Annotated in this window: 18 protein-coding genes; 7 read left to right on the top strand and 11 right to left on the bottom strand. The window is 48.4% G+C overall.

Going from position 1 to position 18,703, the window contains the following annotated elements; translation table 11 throughout:
* The first annotated feature begins 402 nt into the window (after nucleotides 1-402).
* The gene (gene cysK, locus Q7Q81_RS01010) at nucleotides 403-1,332 is read left to right on the top strand and encodes a cysteine synthase A (RefSeq protein ID WP_040565217.1); all 930 of its coding nucleotides are present in this window, start codon (nucleotides 403-405) and stop codon (nucleotides 1,330-1,332) included.
* Nucleotides 1,333-1,450: 118 nt separating this feature from the next.
* Here cysK and Q7Q81_RS01005 read toward each other — a convergent pair whose 3' ends face one another.
* Nucleotides 1,451-1,888, bottom strand: a complete 438-nt coding sequence (locus Q7Q81_RS01005) for an RrF2 family transcriptional regulator (RefSeq protein WP_009145806.1) — start codon at nucleotides 1,886-1,888, stop codon at nucleotides 1,451-1,453.
* 367 nt (nucleotides 1,889-2,255) lie between these two features.
* On the opposite strand from Q7Q81_RS01005, the gene Q7Q81_RS01000 reads away from it, so the two are divergent.
* Nucleotides 2,256-2,813, top strand: a complete 558-nt coding sequence (locus tag Q7Q81_RS01000; RefSeq protein WP_246869421.1) for a hypothetical protein — start codon at nucleotides 2,256-2,258, stop codon at nucleotides 2,811-2,813.
* 99 nt (nucleotides 2,814-2,912) lie between these two features.
* Here the strand turns inward: Q7Q81_RS01000 and hemL are convergent, their stop codons facing one another.
* The 8 genes from hemL to Q7Q81_RS00960 form a co-directional block, all read right to left on the bottom strand.
* Nucleotides 2,913-4,211, bottom strand: coding sequence for a glutamate-1-semialdehyde 2,1-aminomutase (gene hemL, locus Q7Q81_RS00995; RefSeq protein ID WP_304272977.1), 1,299 nt, complete (start codon nucleotides 4,209-4,211; stop codon nucleotides 2,913-2,915).
* A gap of 12 nt (nucleotides 4,212-4,223) precedes the next feature.
* Nucleotides 4,224-5,213 (bottom strand): porphobilinogen synthase, encoded by a 990-nt coding sequence (gene hemB, locus Q7Q81_RS00990; protein WP_304272975.1) that lies wholly within the window; start codon nucleotides 5,211-5,213, stop codon nucleotides 4,224-4,226.
* Nucleotides 5,214-5,227: 14 nt separating this feature from the next.
* Nucleotides 5,228-6,745 (bottom strand): uroporphyrinogen-III C-methyltransferase, encoded by a 1,518-nt coding sequence (gene cobA, locus Q7Q81_RS00985; protein WP_304272973.1) that lies wholly within the window; start codon nucleotides 6,743-6,745, stop codon nucleotides 5,228-5,230.
* A 13-nt stretch (nucleotides 6,746-6,758) separates the two neighbouring features.
* The gene (gene hemC, locus Q7Q81_RS00980) at nucleotides 6,759-7,679 is read right to left on the bottom strand and encodes a hydroxymethylbilane synthase (RefSeq protein WP_304272970.1); all 921 of its coding nucleotides are present in this window, start codon (nucleotides 7,677-7,679) and stop codon (nucleotides 6,759-6,761) included.
* A complete protein-coding gene (gene hemA, locus Q7Q81_RS00975) occupies nucleotides 7,651-8,955 on the bottom strand; it encodes a glutamyl-tRNA reductase (RefSeq protein ID WP_304272967.1) in 1,305 nt (434 codons plus the stop codon). Before hemA ends, hemC begins: the two co-directional genes overlap by 29 nt.
* Nucleotides 8,909-9,571, bottom strand: coding sequence for a precorrin-2 dehydrogenase/sirohydrochlorin ferrochelatase family protein (locus tag Q7Q81_RS00970; RefSeq protein WP_304272963.1), 663 nt, complete (start codon nucleotides 9,569-9,571; stop codon nucleotides 8,909-8,911). Before Q7Q81_RS00970 ends, hemA begins: the two co-directional genes overlap by 47 nt.
* Before the next feature lie 267 nt (nucleotides 9,572-9,838).
* Complete coding sequence (locus Q7Q81_RS00965) at nucleotides 9,839-10,384, bottom strand: NADH peroxidase (protein WP_021720205.1); 546 nt, start codon at nucleotides 10,382-10,384, stop codon at nucleotides 9,839-9,841.
* A 161-nt stretch (nucleotides 10,385-10,545) separates the two neighbouring features.
* Nucleotides 10,546-11,157 (bottom strand): hypothetical protein, encoded by a 612-nt coding sequence (locus Q7Q81_RS00960; RefSeq protein ID WP_210685112.1) that lies wholly within the window; start codon nucleotides 11,155-11,157, stop codon nucleotides 10,546-10,548.
* A 177-nt stretch (nucleotides 11,158-11,334) separates the two neighbouring features.
* On the opposite strand from Q7Q81_RS00960, the gene Q7Q81_RS00955 reads away from it, so the two are divergent.
* The 3 genes from Q7Q81_RS00955 (at nucleotide 11,335) to Q7Q81_RS00945 (ending at nucleotide 15,095) form a co-directional block, all read left to right on the top strand.
* A complete protein-coding gene (locus Q7Q81_RS00955) occupies nucleotides 11,335-12,945 on the top strand; it encodes a putative polysaccharide biosynthesis protein (RefSeq protein ID WP_304272961.1) in 1,611 nt (536 codons plus the stop codon).
* Nucleotides 12,946-12,958: 13 nt separating this feature from the next.
* Complete coding sequence (locus Q7Q81_RS00950) at nucleotides 12,959-13,897, top strand: peptidoglycan DD-metalloendopeptidase family protein (protein ID WP_304272958.1); 939 nt, start codon at nucleotides 12,959-12,961, stop codon at nucleotides 13,895-13,897.
* 271 nt (nucleotides 13,898-14,168) lie between these two features.
* Nucleotides 14,169-15,095 (top strand): alpha/beta hydrolase, encoded by a 927-nt coding sequence (locus tag Q7Q81_RS00945; protein WP_293811254.1) that lies wholly within the window; start codon nucleotides 14,169-14,171, stop codon nucleotides 15,093-15,095.
* 42 nt (nucleotides 15,096-15,137) lie between these two features.
* On the opposite strand, the gene Q7Q81_RS00940 is transcribed toward Q7Q81_RS00945, so the two are convergent.
* Nucleotides 15,138-15,785, bottom strand: a complete 648-nt coding sequence (locus Q7Q81_RS00940) for an HAD family hydrolase (RefSeq protein WP_304272955.1) — start codon at nucleotides 15,783-15,785, stop codon at nucleotides 15,138-15,140.
* Nucleotides 15,786-15,889: 104 nt separating this feature from the next.
* Here Q7Q81_RS00940 and Q7Q81_RS00935 point away from each other — a divergent pair, with 104 nt between their 5' ends.
* The gene (locus Q7Q81_RS00935; RefSeq protein ID WP_249747639.1) at nucleotides 15,890-16,699 is read left to right on the top strand and encodes an HAD-IIA family hydrolase; all 810 of its coding nucleotides are present in this window, start codon (nucleotides 15,890-15,892) and stop codon (nucleotides 16,697-16,699) included.
* Between the two features lie 43 nt (nucleotides 16,700-16,742).
* Nucleotides 16,743-17,969 (top strand): M24 family metallopeptidase, encoded by a 1,227-nt coding sequence (locus tag Q7Q81_RS00930; RefSeq protein WP_304272949.1) that lies wholly within the window; start codon nucleotides 16,743-16,745, stop codon nucleotides 17,967-17,969.
* Nucleotides 17,970-18,029: 60 nt separating this feature from the next.
* On the opposite strand, the gene Q7Q81_RS00925 is transcribed toward Q7Q81_RS00930, so the two are convergent.
* On the bottom strand, nucleotides 18,030-18,668 hold the full coding sequence (locus Q7Q81_RS00925; RefSeq protein WP_304272946.1) for an isochorismatase family protein: 639 nt from the start codon (nucleotides 18,666-18,668) through the stop codon (nucleotides 18,030-18,032).
* Nucleotides 18,669-18,703 lie beyond the last annotated feature (35 nt).

Below are 18,703 nucleotides of genomic sequence, written 5' to 3'. Positions count from 1 at the left end.
AATAGTAAAACATTCTCCTTCAATAGCGGAAATCCTGCTTTTACTTTTATATTATACGCTTACCGGCGTTAGATTTACAGAGTCAGCGTCTTTTTGCGGCGTATTTTGAGTAAAATTCAATTCCTACTGTATCAATATGTTTCATATGGTACATTACAGAGCTTTTTTTGTCAAGAGAAGAAAATTTTAATTCTTTTTGTTGACAGTAAGAAAAAAATCAGTATAATAATACCTATAAATCAACTATGATTACTAGAGATTATAAACAGAGGAAATGAGGGATTTTACCGATGAGGAGCTTACATTTTAATACACGATGTTGACTTTGGTTACCTGTTGATATAGAGCAAAAACTAAACGAAGAAAATTACTGATTATAGAAAGATAAAGGAGCGATTTATTATGGCAATTTATACTAGCATTACTGATTTGATTGGCGGCACTCCGCTGCTGGAGCTGAAAAACTACGAAGCTGAAAACAAGCTGGAAGCAAAGATTCTGGGCAAGCTGGAATATTTCAATCCCGCCGGCAGCGTCAAAGATAGAATTGCTAAAGCAATGATTGATGATGCAGAGGCTAAGGGTGTTCTTAAGCCGGGGGCTACTATTATTGAGCCTACCAGCGGCAACACCGGTATCGGTCTGGCATCCGTAGCTGCTGCCCGCGGTTACAAAATTATTTTGACTATGCCTGAAACCATGAGCGTTGAACGCCGCAATCTGCTGAAGGCTTATGGCGCACAGCTGGTACTGACTGACGGTGCTAAGGGTATGAAAGGTGCGATTGCCAAAGCTCAGGAGCTGGCAGAAAGCACTCCAAACAGCTTTATCCCCAGCCAGTTCACCAATCCTGCTAACCCTGCAACTCACAGAGCATCTACCGGTCCGGAAATCTGGCAGGATACCGAAGGAAAGGTTGATATCTTTGTTGCCGGCGTAGGTACCGGCGGTACTCTTTCCGGTGTAGGCGGATACCTGAAATCCCAAAATCCCAATGTGAAGGTTGTTGCTGTAGAGCCTGCAGGTTCTCCGGTACTTTCCAAAGGTGTTGCCGGTCCGCATAAAATTCAGGGCATTGGCGCAGGCTTTGTACCTGACACTTTGGATACCAAGGTTTATGATGAAATCATCGCTGTTGAAAACGAGGATGCCTTCAAAACCGGTCGTGCTATTGCCCATAAGGAGGGCGTGCTCATAGGCATTTCCTCCGGTGCTGCTGTATATGCGGCAACTGTGCTGGCAAAACGTCCGGAAAACAAGGGCAAGGTTATCGTAGCGCTGCTGCCTGATACCGGCGAGCGTTATCTCTCCACTCCGTTATTTGCTGAATAAGCAGATAAAATACATATCACATCCCATTTCCTAACCAAAAGAAAGCAGTCCGCGCGGACTGCTTTCTTTAATTTAGAGCGCAAAAAACCGCCGGCTTTATGTAACCGGCGGTTAAGCATTAAATTGAATAATTATCAATGCTGCGAGCTTTATAATTATCGAGAATATCCTGCAGGGTGATATTGTCCAGATAGTCCGCAATAACCTTGTTCAGTCCCTGCCACAGCGGTAAGGTAATGCATTCGTTGCGGCGCTCGCAGCCTACAGGGTTAAAGTCCAGACAGGCTACCGGTGTAAGGTTGCCTTCTGTAAGGCGCAGGATGCTGCCTACAGTATACTCACGCGGTGCGTTTACCAGACGGTAACCGCCCTGAAAGCCACGGTTAGCCTGCAGAAAGTTGGATTTATTCAGAATAGGCACAATCTGCTCCAAGTATTTTTTGGAAATGTTTTGTCTTGCCGCAATGTCCTTGAGGGCAACGAAGCCATCCTGCTGATGCTCAGCCAGATCCAGCATCATGCGCAGGGCATAGCGTCCTTTAGTTGATATTTTCATTGATTCTCCACCTTTGAGTTAAACTCGGTAATTATCTATAAACCTACTTAAATTATATGCTATTATGGATAATAAGTCAAATCGAGAAGGTTTGGTTAGCGGAATAATAAGCAGAAGACAGAAGAGTTTATTGTAAGGCAGATTTTTATAAAGAGAATGCACAGCTTTTATCCACCAATCCACAAAAGTTATGCACACTGTGGATAACTTTTGTGAAAAACTGGGGATAAGTGGGAAATTATCGGGATAAATCCACCGGGAGAAGTGAATAACCTAATTTAAAAAAAATCATTTTTACATAGTACTTGCAAGTTATCTCAAATAGTGCTATAATCACTAGCTAATACTTGATTGGGAGGAAATAGTCTTGGAACATAAAAATATTTATCAACTTGTTCTCGCAGGCGTATTGTGCGCTATAGGTTTGGTTGTACCTATGGTTATGCCGAAGGTGATTATCGGACCGATGTCCTTTACTTTGGGTGCGCATGTGGCAATTTTTTTGGCAATGTTTATTTCGCCTAAGGTGGCAGCTGCTGTCTGCCTTGGTACAACGATGGGCTTTTTCGTAACCACACCCCTGATTATCGCTGCGCGTGCAGCAACGCATATCATTTTCGCTCTGGTCGGTGCATTAATTATTAAGCGCTATCCGAATATTATGGAGAGCTTCGTGGCCGGTATCGGTCTGAATCTGGGACTTGCTGTATTGCATGCTCTGGGTGAGGTGCTTGTGGTAGCGCCTTTCTTCTTCAGCGGTTATATGTTTACACCGGAACAGTTATCTAACGGCTTTGTGATGAGCGTTATCGTGCTGGTGGGTGCGGGTACAGTTTTGCATTCGGTTATGGATTGCAGTATTTCCGTGCTGCTGTGGAAATTTGTCAGAGCGGCGGTGCCTTCTATCAAGCTGATTCGTGGCTAAGATGAGATTTTAAAATTTAAAATTAAAAGCGTGCAGGCTTACTGCTGACTGATGTCAGCTTGTGCAAGCCTGCACGCTTTTTTTATAATGCTTTATCTATTATTTTCTTGCTTTGGCAACCTCAGCGAAGGCAACTTCTGCTGCGTCGATAGTCTTTTGTAAATCCTCGGGACTGTGAGCAACGGAAACGAAGTTTGTTTCGAATTGGGAAGGAGGCAGATAGATGCCCTGCTCCAGCATGGAGTGGAAGTAAATTTTGAAGGCTTCCAAATCGCTGGCTGCAGCGCTGTCAAAATCAGTTACCGGTTTATCGCTGAAGAAGACGGTAAACATGCTGCCGAGACGGTGAATCTGTACAGGCACACCAGCCTTAGCTGCGGCCTTTTCCAAACCGCCAGTCAGAATAGCGCAAAGGCTTTCTGCGCGGTTGCAGACATCGTTCTGCTCCATGTAGGTGAGTGCGGCAATGCCTGCAGCCATAGCCAGCGGGTTACCGCTTAAGGTGCCTGCCTGATACATCGGGCCAGCAGGAGAAACCATTTGCATGATTTCACGCTTGCCGCCGTAAGCAGCAACAGGCAGACCGCCGCCGATTACCTTGCCGAGGCAGGTGATATCGGGGTCGATGTCATAAAGGGACTGGCTGCCGCCCTGAGCGCTGCGGAAGCCGCTCATAACCTCATCACAGATAAGTAGAGCACCATACTTTTTAGTGATCGCACGCACGCCTTCCAGAAAGCCTTCGTGCGGAAGAACCAGGCCCATGTTGCCCGGAGTAGGCTCCATGATAACGCAGGCGATTTCTTCGCCACGCTCGGCAAAAACCTTTTCCAGAGCAGGAAGATCGTTGAACGGTACGGTAATAGTGGTTGCTGCTACTGCCTTGGGGACGCCCGGGCTGTCAGGTACGCCGAAGGTAGCTCCGCCGCTGCCTGCTTTTACAAGCAGGCTGTCATGGTGACCATGGTAGCAGCCGATGAATTTAATGATGCAGTCACGGCCGGTGTAGGCGCGTGCTAAGCGCAGAGCGCTCATGGTTGCTTCGGTACCGCTGTTGACCATGCGGACCATATCCATGGACGGAACAAGGTGGCAGATTAATTTTGCCAGCTCGGTTTCGGCAACAGTCGGAGCGCCGTAAGAGGTGCCCTTTTCAGCAGCAGCCTTGATAGCGTCGGTTACACAGTCGGGTACATGGCCCATGAGCAGCGGACCGTAGGACATAACGTAGTCGATGTATTCGTTGCCGTCGATGTCATAGATTTTGCTGCCCTTGCCGCCGGAGATGAACGGCGGTACACCGCCGACACTGCGGAAGGAGCGCACGGGGCTGTTAACGCCGCCGGGGATATATTGGCGTGCTTCCTCAAAAGCAGCCTGAGATTTTGTATGTTCCATTGTTATATCTCCTTATTTGCCTTGCAGCCATTTTGCTACATCAAGCGCATGGTAGGTAATAATCATTTTGGCACCGGCACGCTTGAAGCCCAGCATGGTTTCCATAACGATACGTTTTTCGTCAATCCAGCCTTTTTCAGCTGCAGCTTTAACCATAGCGTATTCGCCGCTGACATTATAAACACACAGCGGACGGTTAAATGTTTCGTGTACACGTTGTACAACGTCGAGGAAGGCCAGAGCCGGTTTAACCATAACGATGTCAGCGCCTTCTTCAATATCCAGAGCAACCTCACGCAGAGCCTCGTCGCTGTTGGCAGGGTCCATCTGGTAACCCTTGCGGTCGCCTGCGGACGGAGCGGAGTCTGCTGCGGCGCGGAATGGACCGTAATATGCGGAAGCAAATTTTGCGGAATAAGCCATAATAGGAATATGGTTGAAGCCTGCTGCATCCAGTGCTTCGCGGATAGCCTTAACATAACCGTCCATCATATTGGAAGGAGCAATCATGTCAGCACCGGCCTGAGCATGGGAAACGGCAACCTTAGCCAGGAGCGGCAAAGTTTCATCGTTGTTTACGGTGCAGCCGTTTTGCAGTACGCCGCAATGACCATGTTCGGTGTATTCGCACAGGCAGACGTCGGTAATGATAACCAGCTCAGGATATTTTTCTTTAATCAGCTTGCAGGCTTGCTGTACAGGCTCGTTCATGTCCCAGCCGCTGCTGCCGACAGCATCCTTGTAGGACGGTACGCCGAAGAGCAGGACAGCGGGAATACCCAGCTCAACAACTTCGTCAACACATTCCATAACGCGGTCGATGGACCAGTGGTAGTTGCCGGGCAGAGATTCGATTTCATGTTTAACGTTTTCGCCGGGAACGACGAAAAGCGGATAGATTAAGTCCTTTACGGAAACATCGGTTTCACGGATCATTGCACGCAGATTTTCAGTAGCGCGTGTGCGGCGCGGACGGTATACAGGAAAACCGGTAATACTCATCTTGATACACTTCCTTATTTATTATAAAAATTTGTGATAGCGGTCATGAGGCCGTCGATTGTATATTCAGCGGCATTGATAGCCGGAGTATAGACATGCTTTTTCAGGGTATCGGCAGTAACAGGGCCGATGGCAGCCAGAGCAGCCTTGTTCAGCAGTTCCTTCTTATCGCCGAGAACCTCCAGCAGGTTGGTTACGGTGCTGCTGCTGGTGAAGGTTACGATGCTTGCTTCGCCGCTTTCGAGGGCTTCGATGAGCTCATCCTTGTTTTCGCAGTCGGCAACGGTTTCGTAAGCAGTTACGACGTCAACGATAGCGCCGATTTTGCGCAGGGATTCGGGCAATACTTCGCGTGCAACCTTAGCACGTGCCAGCAGGATTTTGTCACCGGCGGTGATTTCGCCAGCCAGTGCTTCAGCCAGCTCCTCTGCTTTGTAAGCAGAAGGAATGAGGTCGGCGGTGAGGCCGTGCTCTGCCAGAGCCTTGGCGGTGGCGCTGCCGATAGCGGCAAGCTTAACGTTAGCCAGGGCGCGGGCATCCTTCTTAGCTGCGCCCAAACGCTCGAAGAAGTAATCTACGCCGTTAGCGCTGGTGAAGACAAGCCATTTGTAGTCATTGATATTGGCAATAGCGTTGTCCAGCGGAGCGTAATCTGCTGCCGGAACAATTTTGATAGCCGGAGCTTCGATAACCTTGGCACCCTGTGCTTCCAGCTTTTTGGTGAGAGCGCTTGCCTGTGCACGTGCGCGGGTAACGATAACGGTTTTGCCGAAGAGAGGCTTGTTATCGAACCATTGCAGCTGCTCACGCAGGCGTACAACCTCACCGACGAGGAAGATAGCAGGCGGCTTCATGCCGGTTGCCTTAACGTCAGCGGCAGCTTTGCCGAGGGTGGTAATCAGTGTGCGCTGTTCGGGATGAGTGCCCCAGCGGATAACGGCAGCCGGGCAGTCGGCGCTGCGGCCGTTAGCGATGAGCTCGCGGCTGATTTTTTCAATATTTTCTACACCCATGAGGAAAACGAGAGTGTCAACAGAGGTTGCCAGACCCTTCCAATGGATGGTGGATTCGCCTTTAGTAGGATCCTCGTGACCGGTAATAACGGCAAAGGAGGTTGCTACATGACGATGGGTAACAGGGATACCGGCATATTCGGCAACGGCAATAGCACTGGTTACGCCGGGAACGAACTCAAACGGCAGGCCTGCTTCACGCAGCTCGATGGCTTCTTCGCCGCCGCGGCCGAATACAAAGGGGTCGCCGCCCTTCAAACGTGCTACAACCTTACCTTCGGCAGCCAGTTTTACCAACAGCTTGTTGATATCAGGCTGGCGCATGGTGTGGTTAGCGCTGGCCTTACCAACGTAAACCATTTCTGCATCCTTGCGGGCGAAGGCCAGGATACGCGGATCTGCCAGACGGTCATAAACAACAGCGTCTGCAGTCTGCAGACATTCCTTAGCTTTGAGTCCCAAAAGTCCCGGGTCGCCGGGGCCTGCACCGATTAAATATACTTTACCTTGTTTCGTCATAATGTCACTCTCCTTAAAGAATTGAGGCCAGAATTTCCTGACCGCCGGCAGCCAACATTTTTTTGCCAAGCTGTTGACCGAGGCTGACAGCGTCATCAGCCTTGCCGTTTATTGTATCACGCAGAATAGTGCTGCCGTCCAAGGCAGCAATGATTGCTTCAATGCGAATGTTTTCACCTTCAACGTCGGCATGTACACCGATAGGAACCTGACAGCCGCCTTCCAGTAAGCCCAAGAAGGCACGCTCGGCATCGGTAGCTTGTTTGGTGTTCAGGTCGTTTAGGAAGCTCAGCATATCGCGTACTTCTTTATCCTCGGTACGCGCTTCGATTGCCAATGCTCCCTGGCCTACAGCCGGCAGGCAGACATCAGCAGGAATCAGGCTGGAGATGCGGTCACCGTGACCTAGACGCTCTAAGCCTGCAGCTGCCAGAATAATAGCATCGTACAGTTCCTCGTCCAGCTTACGCAGACGGGTATCAACGTTGCCGCGCAGGTCGCGGATTTCCAGATCCGGACGCTTAGCTAACAGTTGTGCCTTGCGGCGCAGGCTGCTGGTGCCGACTACAGCACCGAGCGGCAGCTCTTCGAAGCTGCCATATTTGTTGCTGACAAAAGCATCGCCGACGTTGGCACGCTCGGTAATTGCAGTCAGGCACAGGCCTTCCGGCAGAATGGTAGGCATATCCTTCAGGCTATGCACAGCCAGGTCAACAGTACCGTTTAAAAGATCTTCTTCAATTTCCTTGGTAAATAAACCCTTGCCGCCGATTTGCGCTAGGGGTACGTCTAAAATACGGTCGCCTTTGGTGACAATTTTTTTCAGTACAACCTCACATTCAGGATACTCCTTACGCAGTAAGGCTGCAATATGATTACTTTGCCAAAGCGCTAAAAGACTTTGTCTAGTCCCAATCGTCAATTTTGCTTTCATCACCAAACTCCTCTCCGGTTTCATTTAATAAAAATAAATCACACATCATTTTTTTATAGCGTTCTTCCTCAGAAGTACCTGCTACAGCATTCATAGCCTTCATAGGCTCGCGCAGAAATTTATGCTCCAGGCGTTGAGTCATCAGGTCGATAATGCGCTTTTCATGGTCGGTAAGCTCTGGCATTTTAATGAAGGCCTTCTTTAAAACCTTCTGGCGCAGGAAATTCATTTTATCATGCAACTGTACCATAACAGGGCGCATGGTGTAATAACGCAGGCGCTCCTTGAGGGCACCAATCTCTTCGCTGATAATCTGCTCGGCAACGTGAGCTTCTTTTTCACGGAAGTTTTTGTTGGTATCAACAACGCCTTCCAGATCATCAATGTTATAAATAGTTACGCCGGCAACATCGGCCAGTCTGGGGTCGACGTCACGCGGAACGGCAATATCAATCAGAATCAGCGGTCTGCCGTTGCGCTTGGGCAGCAGCGGTCCTAAATTTTCTACAGTAAGCACGTAATGCGGCGCACCGGTAGAGGTAATGATAATATCGGCATCAGCGGCATGCTCGAACATGGCACGGTAGGGAATGGCTGTACCATGGAATTTGTCTGCCAAATCCTGAGCTCTTTCATAGTGACGGTTGCTGACGCAGATGGTTTGCGCGCCCTTGTCCAACAGATGCTGTGCGGTGAGCTCGCTCATATGACCGGCACCGACTACCAAAATCTGTGACTTGCTCAGGTCGCCTAAAATTTTGATGGCCAAGTCAACAGCGGCGCTGGAAACAGATACACTGCTGTAAGCAATTTTTGTTTCGGTACGCACACGTTTGCCGACAGCAATTGCCTTATTCATGATGGTATTGAGAATTGTATCTGTCATACCGTTATTGCGGGCAATCTGATAAGCATTTTTAATCTGGCTGAGAATCTGGCCTTCGCCGACAATCAGTGAATCAAGACTGGAGGCTACACGGAACAGATGCTTGACGCAATTTGTTCCGTTCAGATTGTAAAAATAATCGCTTTGGTAATGTTCACCTGCTAAATGCTTGAGCAATGATTTGATAAAAGGAATTGCTTCATGCGGATTTTCGATAACCATGTACAGCTCTGTGCGGTTGCAGGTGGAAAGCAGCATGGCTTCGGGAATGTTATCGTAATTGCGCAGGCGGCGCAGAATACTTGCCACCCTGTCATTGGAAAAATTAAAACGTTCACGGATCTCAACGGGGGCGGTCCTGTGATTGAGTCCTAAAACTGTTAACTGCATCTAATACCTTCTCCTTTGCTTGAGCAGCCTTACCTGCCATAACTAAATTTAGTAAATCCTGTTTCAAAACACTGCGCCAGAATTGCGTCCGCTCCTGCGGCGTACTTTCGATGTTTTTGACAGCTTCCCTCTGCAGCAGCAGAAAGCTGTTGAAGTCAGCCAGCTCGGGTGTCAGAATGTGTTCCAGCTGTTTTTTCAGCAGGCGTGTAAAAGCAGGCATGCCGCCTGTTGCTAACGCAATAGTAATATCACCTTCGCTGATGGCTGAGGGGACAGTGAAATTGCTCAGCTCAGGTTCGGTAATATTATTGACGAGGCAGGGCGCAGCCTCTGAAATCTGCCTATTTACAGCCTTATTATCTGTGGCGGCAATAACCACAAATGCATTCTGCAGATATTCCGGTTTGTAGTAATCCTTGATGAGCGTGCATCCCTGCGCTGAGGCGAGCTTTTGCACCTCGTCACAGAAAAGTGGGGCAACAACTGTTACTTTAGCTTCGGCAGCCAGCAGTGTTGCCAGTTTACGGGCAGCAACAGCACCGCCGCCGATGATTGCGCAGTTTTTGCCTGCTACACGCAGCATAGCAGGATAATGAAAATTAGTTTTAATAAGCATATAATTAACCACCTATAGGAACGTGATAATGAGTGTCATTAAATATGTTTCCTAACCTTTATATAATATCATATCTGAAGCAATTTATAAAGATATTGAAGGCTTTTTAAGTGTGAAAAACATAAGAAAGTGCCTGAAATAAGAAGATTGGCGGAATGATTCCCAAAAACGCTGAAAATGTTCGTTGAAAACTAAAAACTCCCGCTGTAATCCGTTAAGATTGCTCAGCGGGAGCCTTATTAAGTCTTATTAATTTTTATTGGTTAATTATTTGCCGAAATATCTTTTCAGCAGGCCTGCGAAAGCTTTGCCATGGCGAGCTTCGTCACGAGCCATTTCGTGAACGGTGTCATGGATAGCATCCAGGTTCAGAGCCTTGGCACGTTTAGCCAGGTCGGTTTTACCTGCGGTTGCACCGTTTTCAGCTTCTACACGCATTTCCAGGTTCTTTTTGGTGGAGTCGGTTACAACTTCGCCCAGCAGTTCTGCGAATTTAGCAGCATGTTCAGCTTCTTCAAAAGCAGCTTTTTCCCAGTACAGGCCGATTTCCGGATAGCCTTCGCGGAAAGCTACGCGGCTCATTGCCAGGTACATACCAACTTCGGAGCATTCGCCGTTGAAGTTAGCGCGCAGGTCAGCTTTGATATCTTCAGGAACGTCGGAAGCGATGCCTACAACGTGCTCGGCAGCCCAGCCCATTTCAGCAGCCATTTCCTGGAATTTGGAAGCGGGAGCGCCGCATTGCGGGCATTTTGCCGGAGCAGCTTCACCTTCATATACATAACCACATACTTGACATACAAATTTTTTCATATTAGTTCCCTCCATGTTTTTATATTGCATTGCTTAATTTTATTTTTGATTTGCACAGCTTGTGTGCCCTTGACACTTATATAATAACACAAGCTGCAAGAGTTGTCAATAATAATTATCCGTTAGTTTTCGTTTTAATTTAGTTAGCTGTAGCTGACAAATTAAAATTTGAGAGTTAAGCCCAGATTAACGCCTTTAGCCTTCATGTCGAGGTCTTCGCCAAAAGCATCATCAAATGTCTGATTGTAGTAAGAAGCGTTAACTTCCAGGTTGTTCAGAATAGGTTTGCTGATGCCGATTTCATAGCCGCTGTTTCTGTTGCCGTAGCCAACATTTCCCCAAACAGTGAAGAGTGCGGGAATATCATAGGCAGCCTGCAGACCGATTTGACCGGAGTTTTTGGTTTTACCGCCAAAGTCACCGGAGGTATCAGCGTTCAGATAACCTGCGTAAGCGGAAATACCAGGCAGAACTTTATACATAATATTGAATTGTTGGGCGCGGGTTTTGGCTTCGTCTGCTTTGTAATTATTCCATTTGTAGTTTAAAGCAGTTTTTTGGCCGATGCCGACAGTTGCGCCAAGATAGGTGCTGTTGGATTTGCTGAATTTATAGTTGTCACCTTTAAGACTGGATGGCAGAGTAATGCCTGCATCAATAGCAACCTTGCCTGCGTCATAATTCTTCAGCGGAGAAGCATAGGCGCTCAGGCTGCAGGTGGTTGCAAGGCAGATTGCTGCACCGAAAGCTAATAAAGCATGTGTGGATTTCATTTTGCATCGCTCCTTTTACAACATAATTTTGATCTTAACTTAATTTTAGCATATAAAGACAGTTATGCAAGCAAAAAGCAGTGATGTGTTTATGACAAATGTGTTAAAAGTACTTGTAAAATCACGCGGAAAAGAGGATAATTATAATGTATATCTATCTATAAACAAGGGGATTTTATGAGCGCAGATTCTAAAGCTTCGAATAGCAAATTTTTAAAGGGAACCTTAATCCTTACGGCCTCCAGTATTGTGGTCAAGGTTATCGGTTCTCTGAACTGGATTATTTTATCACGTGTATTGGGTGGCGAAGGTATCGGTCTGTATCAGATGGGCTTTCCAATCTATCTGATGGCAATAACCGTATCAAGTGCCGGCGTACCGGTGGCAATATCTATTATTACCTCCGAAAAGCTGGCGAATAAGGATTATCGCGGAGCCAAGCGAGTCTTTAATGTTTCGCTGCGAGTGCTGCTGTTGACGGGCCTTTTGTTTTCGTCCTCACTGTTTTTTGGTGCGGACTGGCTGGTTAATAACCATATCATCCGCGACAGCCGTGCGTATTATTCTATTATCGCTCTGGCGCCTGCGGTTTTCTTCGTAACCTTTCTGGCCAGCTTCCGTGGTTATCTGCAGGGCTGGCAGATTATGACGCCGACGGCGGTCAGTGAGATTGTTGAGCAGCTGACGCGTGTTATTACCATGCTCGTTTTTGCCGACCTCTTTATGCCGTACGGTTTGGCGTTCGCTGCAGGCGGTGCCAGCATGGGCGCCGGCGTAGGTGCGTTCTGCGCACTTTTGGTGCTGATGTGGTTCTATCGCCGTCTTAAGCAGCGTCTGCAAAAGGAAATGGCAGAGCAGGATGACAGTGCGCCGGTAGAAAGTGCCGGACATATCATCAAGCGTCTGCTGAAGCTGGCTCTGCCTGTTTCGCTGACCAGTCTGATGCTGCCGATAGGTGCAAATCTGGACCTTTTGATTGTGCCGCAGCGTCTGGAAGCAGCCGGTTTTAATATTCATCATGCGACCGAGCTGTTCGGTTATCTGACAGGTATGGCTGTACCGTTGGTTAATCTGGCAACAATTTTTACGGCGGCAATGACTATCAGCTTGGTGCCGTCTATTTCCGAATCGCGTGCGCTGAGCAGCTTTGAAGCGATTCGCGATAAAATCCGCATTGCCTTCCGTGTGGCAATGATTATCACCTTCCCGTGCTTTATGGGCCTCTATTGTCTGGCAGAAAAGGTTGCGGCGCTTGTGTATAACGCTCCCGGTGCGGCGCCTGCGATTCAGACAATGAGCATCGGTATTCTGTTTTTAGGTATGCATCAGATCAGTACAGGTATTCTGCAAGGCCTTGGCCGCACGGCAATCCCTGTAATCAATATGATTATTGCCTGCATTGTAAAAATCGTTATGAGCTGGTATCTTACTGCGGTGCCGGAGCTGGGCATCCGTGGTGCGTCGATGGCGACGGTAGCAGATTTTGCCGTGGCAGCGATTATCAATATGGGCTTTATTTACAAGCTGACAGGCTATAGCTTCTCTGTGGGCAGCATTATCCGTCCCTGCTTTGCTTCCGGTGTTATGGGCGCGGCGATTTACGGCGTGCTGATGCTTACGGAAAGCATGGGTATGTGGTGTGTGCTGTTTGCTATGGCGGCATCTGTTCCTGTCTATGCATTGGCGCTGCTGGCTTGCGGTGGTCTGAATAAAGAGGATTTGGACAACGTGCCCTTTGTGGGACGCAGATTGTTGGCAGTAGGCCAACGCTTTGGTCTTTTCAAGTGAGGTAATTAAAATAATGGAGGAAAGGAAATGTGAGCTGCGCTTGCCTAATGGCAAGGTAGTAAAGTTTTCGTATGCTAAGCTCAAGGCAGGCATTGCTGTTACTGCCCTGGTGCTTGTAGGAGCAGTCGGCGGAGCCGGCTATTTATATCATCAGCTGGCGGATTATCGCAGTGAAGCAACTGATTATGCTGCTTATAAGCAAAATAAGGCTGAGCAGCAGACAAAGCTGCAGAAGCTGTTGCAGGATAACGAAAGAATGCTGCGTGACATGGCGGAAATCTCTAATCTGGAGAAAAAACTGCGCCGTGCCGTTATCCGTGATGTAGACAGCAGCAAGCTGGGTGAAGGCACGAGTATGGTGGATTCAACAACGGCAAAGGAAAGTTCTGCGAATACATCCTATACGGGCAAGGGCGGGCCTGCTAAAATGGATATCACTGGGACTATGGCAGTGCTGACTGCGCAAAATGCCAATATCAAAAAGATGCTTGATAGTACCAAAAAATCTGTCAGCGAGCTCTTAAGTGAGGTTGAAGGCTCCGGTGGCGGCATGGCGTCCTTCCCGGATAAATGGCCTACAGACGGTGGCACTATCAGCAGTAATTACGGTGTGCGTACTGGTCCGATTGAGGGCGGTTATGACTGGCATCCCGGTCTGGATATAGCGGTTGACTTTGGCGCACCGGTTTATGCTACGGCTGCCGGTACGATTGAACAGGCAGGCTGGAACGGCGGCTATGGACGCTATGTGCGTATAAATCATGGCAATGGCTACGAAACAGCCTATGGCCACATGAGCGGCATTGCCGTTGCTGCAGGGCAGAAGGTTATCAAGGGTGAGATTATCGGCTTTGTAGGCAGTACAGGCTACAGTACAGGTCCGCATATTCATTATGAGGTGTTGGCTGACGGACAGAATATCGATCCGTTCTATGTGCTGAAAAATAAATAAAGACTGCGGTATATCAATATAAGCGGTAAAACAGTTCAGTGCTAAGCTGACCGTTAAAATTAAAAATAGATTTTGCAAGCCACTATGACAAATTTGTTGTAGTGGTTTTTGTATGCCTTGGTCAGAAATTATGAGAGATATGCAGAGATGGATTTAGTGTAAAAAATACGTAAAACATTCTTTGGAGCGCTATTATTGCTTTACAGCAGGAAATGCAGGTGTTATCATTATCTTAATATTATAAATAATTACAGGCGAGGAGGTCCGCATTATGTCCATCAGAGAAATTTCCTTCCCTTCTGCCAACGGCAGAGATACCATCAAGGCCTGGTCCTACAGTCCTTTAGGCAAACCGAAAGCTATTGTACAGCTGATTCACGGCTACGGTGAGCATTCACGCCGCTATCTGCATATGATCAGCAAGTTCAATGAAGCAGGCTTTGTAGTTTTTGCTGATGACCATCTCGGTCACGGTAAAACCGGCTATGACGGAGGCACCTTGGGAGACCCGCATTCCGGCGGCTATATGACCTATCTGAAGGATGAAAAGGCTTTGCATGATATTGCTAAAGAGGCTTATCCTGAGCTGCCGTATTTCGTTTTCGGCCATAGCTGGGGTTCTATGCTGGCGCGTGCTTATGCGTCAATCTACGGTGAGGATATCAAAGGTATGATGCTGTGCGGTGTCTGCTCGCAGTGGCAGGGCTGTGAGGATGCCTATGTTAATGCAGAATTCAAGGCTGCTTATGAGGCAGATCCGTATCAGCCATGCGGCGTTTGGTTTGAGCGTGTTTTCTGCGGCATGACGGACAGAGTGGAAAATCCCAACAGTCCGGCAGACTGGATTGCAACAGATCCGCGCATTGTTGAGGATCATGCAGGCGATATGTTCAATACCTTCGATACTACGCTGGAGCTGTGCTATGATTTCGTGCAGTTATATCATTATATTGAAAATGATGAGTGGGCTGCCAAGGTGCCGCAAAATATTCCCAGCTATCTGATTGCCGGTGACCAGGATCCTTGCGGTAATTACGGTGAGGGCTTGTATCATGTAGCAAATCTGCTTGCCAAAACAGGACATAAGGTTTCCGTAAAGCCGTATCCTGGTTTCCGTCACGAAATTCACAATGAGCTTTGCTTGCGTGATGAAGTTGAAGCCGGTCTGATTAAATTTATGGACGATTGCTTAGCTTAATATAGTTATAAAGTAAAAGGGACTGCCATAAGGCAGTCTCTTTTACTTTATAATCTCCCAAATATCGCCCACATTTTCAGCCAGCAGCTTAGCGCCGTGTGCTTCCAAAAAGGCGCGTCCTCGGAAGCCCCAGCATGCACCGATGCAGGCAACGCCTGCATTGCGGGCGGTGTCGAGGTCGGTATCCGAATCACCGATATAGATAGTGCTTGCGGGCTCAGCCTTTAATTGCTGCATGATTGCCAACAGCATATCTGGCGCAGGCTTTTTGGCTATACCGGCGCGCTCGCCGCAGGCAGCGTCGAGCTGTCCGTCAAAGTATTGCTTAGCCAGCGCCTGTACGCCGTAATCCGCTTTGTTGGAAACAATGGCTGTACGGCAGCCTGCAGCATGCAGCTGCTGCAAAAGCTGCGGTACACCTTCGTAGGGGCGGGTGCTGTCGGCACAGTGCTGCTTGTAGTATTTGTTGAAGCTTGCAAAGACTTCCTCCTGCAGTTCTGCAGGCGTGTCAGCCGGTACCGCACGCTCAATCAGCTTGTGAATGCCGTTGCCGACAAACAGGCGTACTTCGTCTGTGGTGCGTTGAGGCAGCTTGTGCTCTGCTAAAGCATGGTTGGTAGCGGCAGCCAAATCTGCCAATGTGTTGAGTAAGGTACCGTCAAGATCAAAAATAATGGTTGTATATTTCATGATTAATCTCCTTTTGAACTTCAGATTTTCTTCCTCGTCTATTGTAGCACAAATAAGGCAAATGCTTTATAATATTGTTATATTTTAAGTATGGAGGATAGAGCATGACTTATGATTACGCTCGCTTAGCGAAAATTAAGTGTTTTCTTTTTGATATGGACGGAACCATTAACCTGGGTAACGAACTGATTCCGGGTATGGAGGGCTTTTTTGATAAATTGAAGGCAGCAGGCAAGGAATATTATCTGCTGACAAATAATTCTTCCCGTAGCCACGAGCATTATGTGCAGAAGATGAACGGACTGGGCGTACCTGTTACACGTGAGAATATCTTGATTTCATCAGATGCGTTGACCAACTGGATGCAGAAGAACAAACCCGGTGCGAAGCTGTTTGTGCTGGGAACGCCGCAGCTGTTGGCAACAATTGAGAAAGCAGGCTTTACGCTGACAAATACATTAGAGGAGGGCGCTGATTATGTAGTTGTCGGCTTTGACCAAACACTTACCTATGACCGCCTTACTACCGCCTGCCGCCTGATTGACAAGGGTGTGCCGTACGTTGCTACGCATCCTGATGTGCGCTGCCCGATTGAAGGCGGCGAATTCATTCCTGATACCGGTGCAATGCTGGAGCTGATTAAAACTGCTACCGGCAAAAAGCCACAGCTGATTTTCGGCAAGCCTTACAAGTATATGGTGGATGTGGTTTTGGACAAAACCGGTTATAAAAAAGAGGAAATTGCTATGGTGGGTGACCGCCTGGCAACTGATATTGCCTTTGGCCTAAACAATGACATTCTTTCTGTGATGGTGCTGACAGGTGAAGCAACCATGGAAGATGTGGAAAACGGTTCTATTAAGCCGGATATTATTTTACCGCATGCTAAGGAAATTCTGCAATATCTTGGTTAATAACGGATAAATATTTTGTCTTGATAATGAAAGGAGTATTGCTATGGCTGTTTTGGAGCAGACTGCTGTATTGACTGATGCTATTCGCCCGGTGCCTGCGAGTGAGCTGGAGGCGCGTCTGGAGAAGTTTCGCCGCCTGATGGATGAAATGCATCCCGGTTGGGAGATGGCTGCAGTCAATCATAAGGTTGCAATGTATTATTTCACGGGTACGATGCAGGATGGTGTACTGCTGATTCGTCCGCAGGATGCTGTTTTCTGGGTGCACCGCAATTATGAGCGCGCAGTAAACGAATCGCATTTCAGCGATATCCGTCCGATGCACAGCTTTCGTGAGGCTGCTGCCTATTATGGCAGTGCGCCGCGCATTATGTATGTAGAAACGAAGAAGGCTACCTTGGACTGGGAGCGTATGCTGCATAAGTATTTTGCCTTCGAAGAGGTTGGCTCCTTTGATGCGGTACTGCAGGAGCTGCGTCTGCGCAAGAGTGCTTATGAGCTGCAGCAGATGGAACACTCCGGCGCTATTCACGAAACAGTGCTGGATGTTATTGCACCGAAGCTGATTCATGCGGGTATCAGCGAGGCTCAGCTTGCTATCGAGCTTTACAGCGAGATGGTGCAGCGCGGCTCGCACGGAACAGCGCGCTTTAACCAGGCCTTGGGCGAGGAGGTTATAGGTATTGCTTCCTTTGGCAAGAGCGGTTTAGTACGCACCGGCTTTGACGGCCCCGGCGGTACCGGCGGCACCTGTATAGCAGTGCAATCCATAGGCAATGCCTTCCGCAAGCTGAAGTCCGGTCGATTGGTTTATCTTGATGTTCCCTGCGGTTTTGACGGCTATCATACAGATAAGACGGTTGTATATTATTTCGGCAGTCTGCAAAAGGACGAGCAATGCGCAAGACTGTTGGCGGCACAGCAGCGCTGCCTGGAGCTGGAGCAGGAGGTAGTATCCATGATGGTTCCGGGTGAGCCGATTGAAAACCTGTATCTGCGCACTATGGAAAAGTTCGAGAATGTTTACGGTGATGCGTTTATGAACGGCGGTAAATTCCTGGGTCACAGCATTGGTCTGGTGATGGATGAAGCGCCGGCTATAGCAAAGGGCTTTAAGCAGCCGCTAGAGCTCGGTATGACCTTTGCCGTAGAGCCTAAAATTGCTTTGCCGGGTTTAGGCTTGGTAGGTACGGAAAATACCTATGTGGTTACGGAAAAGGGCGCACGTTCACTGACAGGACGCTCACACGCATTGCGTGAAATTGAATAGTAGTACAGTACAACAAAAATGCTGCGGGCGCAAAGCCTGCAGCATTTTTCAGTAATAGTCTTATTCAGCTAATTCCTTGGCGCACTCTACGAATTTTACTCCGGCAGCAGCCATTTCCTGCATAGCGCTTGCGATGGTTTCGGGAGCAATGCCGCGGCAGGCAGCCTTGTTCAGGATAACGTCGAAGCCTGCAGCCTTCAGCTGCAGTACAGTGTTTTTTACACAGTAATCGGTTGCCAGACCGCCGCAGATAACGGTGGTGATACCGTGGCAACGCAGATATTCGATGGCACCGGTGGAAAGAGTGTCCTTCAAGTCATGGTAGCAGGCACCGTAGGGATGCTTATCTGCTTCAATGCCTTTGAATACCTGATAATCATAGGCAGCTTCATCAAGGCCGTCGATAAAGTCAAAGCCTTTGGTGCCGATAATGGCATGTGCCGGCCAACGGATATCAAGATCAGGATAGCCGCTGATGGGAGTGAGCGGAGCGTGCTCGGCGTCGCTGATCCAGAGCGCGCAACGGCTGTGCGCGTCGCGGGAAGCGAGGCGCAGGATGGCGAACTGTGCCTGGGCGTTCAGCTCGGGAGCGATGGTGTCGCCTTCGGCAACCGGCAGCTCATCGGGGCAGACCGGGGTGAAGGTGTTTTGTGCGTCAATATCAAAGGAGGCAATATATTTTTTTTCCGGTAATTGCATAGTGAACCCTGCTTTCTGTTTTAATTTAGACTTAT

The organism is Phascolarctobacterium succinatutens (assembly GCF_958453765.1).
GTDB lineage: Bacteria > Bacillota > Negativicutes > Acidaminococcales > Acidaminococcaceae > Phascolarctobacterium_A > Phascolarctobacterium_A succinatutens_B.
This window is presented reverse-complemented; position numbering and strand designations above follow the sequence as displayed.

Excerpts from the sequence above, each read along its gene's own strand:
- Q7Q81_RS00950 (WP_304272958.1), top strand. The coding sequence starts at position 12,959 with ATGGAGGAAAGGAAATGTGAGCTGCGCTTGCCTAATGGCAAGGTAGTA.
- Q7Q81_RS00935 (WP_249747639.1), top strand. The coding sequence starts at position 15,890 with ATGACTTATGATTACGCTCGCTTAGCGAAAATTAAGTGTTTTCTTTTT.
- cobA (WP_304272973.1), bottom strand. The coding sequence starts at position 6,745 with ATGACGAAACAAGGTAAAGTATATTTAATCGGTGCAGGCCCCGGCGAC.
- Q7Q81_RS00940 (WP_304272955.1), bottom strand. The coding sequence starts at position 15,785 with ATGAAATATACAACCATTATTTTTGATCTTGACGGTACCTTACTCAAC.
- Q7Q81_RS00965 (WP_021720205.1), bottom strand. The coding sequence starts at position 10,384 with ATGAAAAAATTTGTATGTCAAGTATGTGGTTATGTATATGAAGGTGAA.
- Q7Q81_RS00960 (WP_210685112.1), bottom strand. The coding sequence starts at position 11,157 with ATGAAATCCACACATGCTTTATTAGCTTTCGGTGCAGCAATCTGCCTT.
- Q7Q81_RS00955 (WP_304272961.1), top strand. The coding sequence starts at position 11,335 with ATGAGCGCAGATTCTAAAGCTTCGAATAGCAAATTTTTAAAGGGAACC.
- Q7Q81_RS00925 (WP_304272946.1), bottom strand. The coding sequence starts at position 18,668 with ATGCAATTACCGGAAAAAAAATATATTGCCTCCTTTGATATTGACGCA.
- Q7Q81_RS00930 (WP_304272949.1), top strand. The coding sequence starts at position 16,743 with ATGGCTGTTTTGGAGCAGACTGCTGTATTGACTGATGCTATTCGCCCG.
- hemB (WP_304272975.1), bottom strand. The coding sequence starts at position 5,213 with ATGAGTATTACCGGTTTTCCTGTATACCGTCCGCGCCGCACACGCGCT.
- hemC (WP_304272970.1), bottom strand. The coding sequence starts at position 7,679 with ATGAAAGCAAAATTGACGATTGGGACTAGACAAAGTCTTTTAGCGCTT.
- hemA (WP_304272967.1), bottom strand. The coding sequence starts at position 8,955 with ATGCAGTTAACAGTTTTAGGACTCAATCACAGGACCGCCCCCGTTGAG.
- Q7Q81_RS01005 (WP_009145806.1), bottom strand. The coding sequence starts at position 1,888 with ATGAAAATATCAACTAAAGGACGCTATGCCCTGCGCATGATGCTGGAT.
- cysK (WP_040565217.1), top strand. The coding sequence starts at position 403 with ATGGCAATTTATACTAGCATTACTGATTTGATTGGCGGCACTCCGCTG.
- Q7Q81_RS00970 (WP_304272963.1), bottom strand. The coding sequence starts at position 9,571 with ATGCTTATTAAAACTAATTTTCATTATCCTGCTATGCTGCGTGTAGCA.
- Q7Q81_RS00945 (WP_293811254.1), top strand. The coding sequence starts at position 14,169 with ATGTCCATCAGAGAAATTTCCTTCCCTTCTGCCAACGGCAGAGATACC.
- hemL (WP_304272977.1), bottom strand. The coding sequence starts at position 4,211 with ATGGAACATACAAAATCTCAGGCTGCTTTTGAGGAAGCACGCCAATAT.